General features: G+C 28.4%; 9 protein-coding genes. All 9 read left to right on the forward strand.

The window, feature by feature from the left end; translation table 11 throughout:
* On the forward strand, window positions 1-334 hold a 334-nt coding region (locus SPD90_RS02410), incomplete at its 5' end, for an alanine:cation symporter family protein (RefSeq protein WP_320924203.1).
* Window positions 335-733: 399 nt separating this feature from the next.
* The gene (gene serS / locus SPD90_RS02415; RefSeq protein WP_320924204.1) at window positions 734-2,005 is read left to right on the forward strand and encodes a serine--tRNA ligase; all 1,272 of its coding nucleotides are present in this window, start codon (window positions 734-736) and stop codon (window positions 2,003-2,005) included.
* A gap of 230 nt (window positions 2,006-2,235) precedes the next feature.
* Complete coding sequence (locus SPD90_RS02420; RefSeq protein WP_320924205.1) at window positions 2,236-2,505, forward strand: ACT domain-containing protein; 270 nt, start codon at window positions 2,236-2,238, stop codon at window positions 2,503-2,505.
* A gap of 9 nt (window positions 2,506-2,514) precedes the next feature.
* Window positions 2,515-3,870, forward strand: coding sequence for a PFL family protein (locus SPD90_RS02425; RefSeq protein WP_320627137.1), 1,356 nt, complete (start codon window positions 2,515-2,517; stop codon window positions 3,868-3,870).
* Between the two features lie 165 nt (window positions 3,871-4,035).
* Entirely contained in the window at window positions 4,036-5,103 is a 1,068-nt protein-coding gene (locus SPD90_RS02430) for an HlyD family efflux transporter periplasmic adaptor subunit (RefSeq protein ID WP_320627138.1), read from the forward strand.
* A gap of 10 nt (window positions 5,104-5,113) precedes the next feature.
* Complete coding sequence (locus SPD90_RS02435; protein ID WP_320627139.1) at window positions 5,114-5,812, forward strand: YggS family pyridoxal phosphate-dependent enzyme; 699 nt, start codon at window positions 5,114-5,116, stop codon at window positions 5,810-5,812.
* A 104-nt stretch (window positions 5,813-5,916) separates the two neighbouring features.
* Entirely contained in the window at window positions 5,917-6,393 is a 477-nt protein-coding gene (locus tag SPD90_RS02440; RefSeq protein WP_320627140.1) for a cell division protein SepF, read from the forward strand.
* Window positions 6,394-6,413: 20 nt separating this feature from the next.
* Complete coding sequence (locus tag SPD90_RS02445) at window positions 6,414-6,674, forward strand: YggT family protein (protein WP_320627141.1); 261 nt, start codon at window positions 6,414-6,416, stop codon at window positions 6,672-6,674.
* A gap of 2 nt (window positions 6,675-6,676) precedes the next feature.
* On the forward strand, window positions 6,677-7,311 hold a 635-nt coding region (locus SPD90_RS02450; RefSeq protein ID WP_320924206.1), incomplete at its 3' end, for a YlmH family RNA-binding protein.

Raw genomic sequence — 7,311 nt, forward strand, 5'->3', positions numbered from 1 at the left:
AACTTATATAATCAAGAAAATAACTGGTGGTAAGAGCTCTAAAGCTGCTATATATGTATTAATAGTAGTATTCTTAATAATGATAGCATTCGGTGCAGTTAAATCAGCAAGCTTAGCTTGGACAATGGGTGATATAGGTGTTGGTATGATGGCATGGTTAAATATCATAGCTATATTAATCTTATCTAACACAGTTATGAAATGCTTCAATGACTATGAACGTCAACTTAAATCTGGAGTTCCTACTACAGAAATAACTTTTGATCCTGTTAGCTTAGGAATAAAAGGAGCTACATTCTGGGAAGAAAGAGCTAAAGAAAATAAAAAAGCTTAGAAATAAAAAATAATAATTTAAAATAGCCAATTATAAGGGGATGCATAATTTAAGTATCCCCTTTTTATATGTATGTGAAAGAATAGTACACTTGCTGTATTAAATATTTAAATTATATAAATTTATATATAAAAATGTATAAGATTTGTATAAATTGGAAATAAAATAAAAAAATATCTATTTATATTGTAATTATATATGGAATTTTTTTTTAGAATGGTTATAATTTTATATAGGGTGTAAATTGCTTGTATTATATAAACTGATATATTTTTTCTAAAGAATTGACAATATAATTCTAAATGAATAAAATATAGTTAAATTGGATAAATATGTTTAGGGACTAATACCTTTAGTAGGTGTGCAATTATACATAATAAAATACTTAGGAGGAAAAAAATGTTAGATATCAAAAGAATAAGAGAAAATTTAGATGATATTAAGAAAGCTATGGACAGAAGGGGTGAAAAAGAATTTGACCTTGATGCAGTTGTAGCACTAGACGACGAAAGAAGAGAATTATTAAAAGAAGTTGAAGTAATGAAAAATGAAATGAACATCGAATCTAAAAAAATACCTCAACTTATAAAAGAAGGAAAGGACGTTACAGCAGATAAAGCTAGACTTAAAGAATTATCAGATAAAATAAAAGTTGAAGATGAAAAAGTTAAAAAAGTTCAAGATGAATTAAAATATAGATTACTTAGAATACCTAATGTTCCAAATCCAAAAGTTCCTCAAGGAGAAACTGATGCAGATAACGTAGAAGAAAGAAAATGGGGAGAACCTAGAAAATTTGACTTTGATTTCAAAGCTCACTGGGATATAGGAACTGATTTAGATATATTAGATTTCGAAAGAGCTGCTAAAATAACAGGATCAAGATTTACTTTATATAAAAATAAAGGTGCTAAATTAGAAAGAGCATTATATAATTTCTTCTTAGATGAAAATACAACAGTTCAAGGATACACTGAATTTATACCACCATTTATGGCAAATGCAAATTCATTTATAGGAACTGGTCAATTACCAAAATTCGAAGAAGACATGTTCAAAGTAGACAATGGATATTTCTTAATACCAACTGCAGAAGTACCTCTAACTAATATACATGCAAATGAAATACTTCCATATGATGTATTACCACTTAACTATACTGCTTATACTCCATGCTTTAGATCAGAAGCTGGTTCTGCAGGTAGAGATACTAGAGGTCTAGTTAGACAACATCAATTCAACAAAGTTGAAATGGTTAAAATATGTGCACCAGAAGAATCATACAATGAATTAGAAAAATTAACTGCAAATGCAGAACATTTACTACAAAAATTAGGATTACCATATAGAGTTGTAAGAATATGTACTGGTGACTTAGGATTCACTGCTGCTTTCAAATATGACTTAGAAGTATGGATGCCAAGCTACAATAGATACGTAGAAATATCTTCTTGCTCAAACTGTGAAGACTTCCAAGCTAGACGTGCTGGAATAAGATTCAAGAGAAGTAAAGATGCTAAAGCAGAATACTGTCATACATTAAATGGTTCAGGTCTTGCTGTAGGTAGAGCATTTGCTGCTATACTTGAAAATTATCAACAAGAAGATGGTTCTGTAGTAGTTCCAGAAGTATTAAGACCTTATATGGGTGTAGATGTAATAACAAAATAGTAAATTAAATAATTAAAAATAAAAGAGCGCTGATAATTAATTTATCGGTGCTTTTTTATTTTTTTGTAAATAGTAAATTATATAAAATCGAACATCAATATAAAAACAATACATATAAAAAACACTATATAATTTAAAATAAGAACTATTTTTAAAAAATATAAATAAATGTTTGACAATTTATGTAAATAATAATAGAATTAAATCATCAACGTAAAGGGGGAGAAATAATGAAAGCATTTTTAACAGTAATAGGAAAAGACAAAGTTGGGATAGTGGCAGCAATATCTGATGAATTATTTAAACTAAATGTCAATATTATTGACATAACACAAACTATAATGGAAGACTTTTTCACTATGGTAGTAATGGTAGATTTAAGTACAAGTTCTAAATCTTTTGACGAAATTAAGGATGCTCTAGTAAAAAGAGGAGAATCTATAGGTGTAGAAGCTAGAATTCAAAGAGAAGAAATTTTTAACAAAATGCATAGAATTTAGGGGGTAGTCATGAACGTTAAAAATATACTAGAAACTATCAGCATGATAGAAGAACAGAAATTAGATATTAGAACTATAACAATGGGTATATCTCTACTTGACTGCATTGATTCTGATGGAGAAAAGGCAAGAGAAAAAATATACAAAAAAATAACTACTTGTGCTAAGGATTTAGTAAAAGTGGGTAAAGAAATTGAAAGTGAGTTTGGAATTCCAATAGTAAATAAGAGGGTTTCTGTAACACCTATATCAATAGTAGCAGGAGCTTGCGATGATAAAGACTATGTGGAATTTGCAAAAACTTTAGATAAAGCAGCAGAAGAATTAGGAATAGATTTTATAGGTGGATTTTCTGCTTTATGCCAAAAAGGTTATACTAAAGGTGATGAAATATTGATAAAATCAATTCCAGAAGCTTTAGCATGTACTAATAAGGTCTGTGCATCAGTTAATGTAGGTTCTACGAGATCTGGACTTAATATGGATGCTATAAAAGAAATGGGACAAATAGTAAAACAAACAGCTGAATTAACAAAAGAACAAAAGGGATTTGGTTGTGCTAAATTAGTTGTATTTTGTAATGCTGTTGAAGATAATCCATTTATGGCAGGTGCTTTCCATGGAGTTGGAGAAGCAGACACAGTTATAAATGTAGGTGTAAGTGGTCCTGGAGTTGTTCAAAGAGCACTTGAAAAGGTTAAAGGTGAATCTTTTGATGTTGTAGCAGATACAATAAAAAATACAGCATTTAAAGTAACTAGAATGGGACAATTAGTTGGACAAGAAGCTTCTAAACGTTTAGGCGTTCCTTTTGGTATAGTGGACTTATCATTAGCTCCAACACCAGCAATAGGAGATTCTGTTGCAAATATAATTGAAGAAATGGGTGTTGAAGTTGTAGGTGCATACGGTACAACAGCAGCTCTAGCATTACTTAACGACGCTGTTAAAAAAGGTGGAGTTATGGCTTGTTCTCGTGTAGGAGGATTAAGTGGTGCATTTATACCAGTATCAGAGGATGCAGGAATGATAGATGCAGTTTTAAACGGTTCTTTATGCTTAGAAAAATTAGAAGCTATGACAGCTATATGTTCAGTTGGTCTAGATATGATAGCAGTTCCTGGAGATACACCAGCTGAGACAATAGCAGCTATGATAGCCGATGAAGCTGCTATAGGTATGATAAATAACAAGACAACTGCAGTCAGAGTTATACCAGCTCCAGGCTGTAAGGTTGGTGAAATGGTTGAATTTGGAGGTCTATTAGGTAGAGCTCCTGTAATGGAAGTTAATAAATATTCTTCTAAAGATTTCATAGACAGAGGTGGTAAAATACCAGCTCCAATACATTCATTTAAAAATTAATATAATAAAATACAGAGAATGCTGTAAATTGATTTTGATCATTTTACAGCAATTTTTTTTGAAAATAATATTTAAAATTTTAACAATAGGTTTAATAAAAATTAAAGGAGAAATAATTGTTAATAACAAATAATAATATAGCTGATTATTTTAGGGGGTGGAGTCTTGGCGAAAAAGAGGATTAAAATAAAATATACAAATTTATTTATACTTATAGTGATTGTGTATATATCAGTTCAAATTATAATTTGGGCAATTGGTTACTTTACAAAAACTAAAGTACTCGAAAATGAATGCATTTCGCTAAAAATAAAAGAAACAGGTCTAGTTGTAATGGAGGAATATCTTATAAAATCGAATGAAGAAGGTACTGTAAGCTATAATGTTTGTTCTGGAGAAAAAATCCAAAAGGATAAGTCTATACTTACAGTAAATCAATTGAATCAAAACGATGAAATATCAAGTCAAATTAAATCCCTACAAGATGATATAAAAAAATTAGAGCAAGAAAAAAACAGCGTAAATTCAAATATTATACTCAATAAAAAAGAGCAACTTAAAATATTAGAAAGTAAAAGAAATAATTATTTTATAGATTATAAATCACCTATTTCAGGAATTGTATCTTTTAAATACGATGATAATTATGACAAACTAGATCGCCAAAAAGAAGATATAGATGAAGATATAATAGATTCTATTGAAAATAATTTTGTTGATATAAAATCTGAAAAGCATAAAGTTAAATCATCGGATATATTGCTTAGAATAATAAATCCGAATGAAGTATATGTATACATATTTACTGATAAAAATGTTTTGAAAAATAATCAAGATGTGAACATTGTTATAAACGAACAGGAGATTAGTGGAAAAGTTTACAATATATATAAAAAGAATGGAAAAAATGCTGCGATAATAAAAATTATGGAACAAAATATGTCAATATACGATACAAGAATTAAAGAATTTGATATAATATATAAAAAAATAGAAGGTTTTAAAATTCCTATAGAATCTATTGTAGAAGAAAATAATATTTTAGGTGTTTATGTAATAAATGAAGAGACAAAAATGCCTGAATTTGTAAGTTTAAATAAAAATTTTTATAAAGATGAAAAATATCTATATGTGGATTATAATAGAATTAAAGATGAAAAAAATTTGAATTTATATGATAGAATATTATTATATCCAAATTTTATAAACAAAAATATTAAAGTGAGCAGGTGACGTTTAAGTAATGAGTATAGAAGCAAATATAAATAAAATTAGAAATGAAATTGCATCAATATGCAATGATTGTGGTAGAGACCCTAAAGAGGTCAATTTAATGGCTGTTACAAAAACAGTCGATACTGACGCAGTACTTGAAGCTATAAATGCTGGTATAACAGATGTAGGTGAAAATAAACCTCAAGAGTTAGCTAGAAAGTACGAAGTAATAGGAGATAAAGTAAATTGGCATTTAATAGGGACATTGCAAACTAATAAAGTAAAATATATAATTGATAAAGTCACAATGATACATTCATTAGATAGAGAGCCTCTATGTGAGGAAATCCAAAAAAGAGCAGAAAAAATAGACAGAGTTATAGATTGCCTAGTTCAAGTCAACATATCTAAGGAAGAAACTAAACATGGACTTTATAAAGACGATGTAGTAGATTTTGTTAAGATTGTATCTGAAAAATATAAAAATATAAGAATTAAAGGTCTTATGACAATGGCACCATTTGTAGAAGATGAAGAGGTTATAGAAGGCGTATTTAAAGGATTAAAGGATTTATCTTTAGAAATAGAAGCGCTTGGCCTTCAAAATGTTTCTATGGATACTCTATCTATGGGAATGAGTCATGACTACCATATTGCGATAAAACACGGTGCTACTATTGTAAGAGTAGGAACAGCAATATTTGGTCCAAGAAATTATAATAAATAAGTTTAAATAGTATTTATATGTAGGACTTAAATTATATTTAGTACTTGAAAATATAATTAAAAATATTAAAAAAAGGATTATAAATTTAAAGGAGGATGGAAATAATGGCAAATGGTTTATTTTCTAAATTTAAACATTGGATGACAGAAGAAGAAGATTATTATGATGACGATGAAATAGAAGATGAATTAGAAGAAACTGAAGAAGAACAAATAGGTAACGACATAAGTGCAATAAAAAGCTCAACTAAAACTACTGCAACAAGTAAGGTTGTTAATTTACATGGAGTGAATCAAATGAAAGTCGTAATAGTAGAACCTAAAAAATACGAAGATGTAACTGTAATAGCTGATCATTTAAAACAAAAAAAGGCTGTTATAGTTAATCTAGAAGGACTAGCTCAAGACGTAGATACTAGAAAAGCAATATTCTATTTCATGAGTGGTGCAGTTTATGTAGTCGAAGGAACTATACAAAAGGTATCAAAGGCAATATTTATATTAGCACCAAATAATGTAGATATAGATGCAAATATGAAAAAGGAATTAGAAAGCAAAGCCTTTTTTCCATGGCAAAAATAATTGAATAAAGGAGAAATAATATGTATATATTGGCAATATCGCTGATAAAATTACTAGATTTAATATCATTCATCATACTTATACAATGTTTATTGAGTTGGATACCATCAATTAGGATGAGTAAGCTTTATGAGGTTTTAAGTATGGTTACAGATCCGATTGAGGAGCCTATAAGACAGGTTTTATATAGATATGTGTCACTTCCTATTGATTTCTCACCAGTGGTGGCTATTTTATTAATAGGATTAATGAAAAATTTAGTATATATTATATTCTGGTAGAAATGGATAAATTAAGACTTACAGCACATATTAAAGATATAGAACTCAAAAACAAAATGTACAAGGTAATAGACAAAGCAAATAGTTGCTTGAAAAATTACGATGTAAAGACTACAGAATTTTTAAATCCCTTTGAAGTTAAAAATGCAATAGATATTTTGAACTCAGAGGGAGATTTAAAATATAAAGTAGATGGTGGATATGAAGGATCAGAAAGGCAAATAATATATATTTTTCCGTATTATATTGAAGAGGAAGAAGTAACAGGTAGTTTAAAAGCAATACAGATTGAAGGAAATTTTAAATTTAAGAGCATTTCTCATAGAGATTATTTGGGAGCTTTGCTACATTTAGGTATAAAACGAGAAAAAATTGGAGATATACTAATACATGATAACTTCTGTCAAGTAATTGTAAGTGAAGATATATGTGATTTTATAATTATTAACTTAGAGAAGGTCTCTAGAAATAAAGTAAATGTCAGAGAAATAACTGTAAAAGATATTATCAAAAATGAATTTAATTTCAAGGAAATATCTTTTACAGTTTCATCTTTAAGGGTAGATTCGATTATAAGTGGCGTTTACAATTTATCTAGAACAGAAAGTGTAAAGTTAATAAAAGGTGAAAAGGTAAA

Source organism: Intestinibacter sp. (genome assembly GCF_034113885.1).
In the GTDB taxonomy this organism is placed as follows: domain Bacteria; phylum Bacillota; class Clostridia; order Peptostreptococcales; family Peptostreptococcaceae; genus Intestinibacter.

Coding starts and splice junctions, on each gene's coding strand:
- serS (WP_320924204.1), top strand. CDS start 734: ATGTTAGATATCAAAAGAATAAGAGAAAATTTAGATGATATTAAGAAA.
- SPD90_RS02420 (WP_320924205.1), top strand. CDS start 2,236: ATGAAAGCATTTTTAACAGTAATAGGAAAAGACAAAGTTGGGATAGTG.
- SPD90_RS02425 (WP_320627137.1), top strand. CDS start 2,515: ATGAACGTTAAAAATATACTAGAAACTATCAGCATGATAGAAGAACAG.
- SPD90_RS02435 (WP_320627139.1), top strand. CDS start 5,114: ATGAGTATAGAAGCAAATATAAATAAAATTAGAAATGAAATTGCATCA.
- SPD90_RS02440 (WP_320627140.1), top strand. CDS start 5,917: ATGGCAAATGGTTTATTTTCTAAATTTAAACATTGGATGACAGAAGAA.
- SPD90_RS02445 (WP_320627141.1), top strand. CDS start 6,414: ATGTATATATTGGCAATATCGCTGATAAAATTACTAGATTTAATATCA.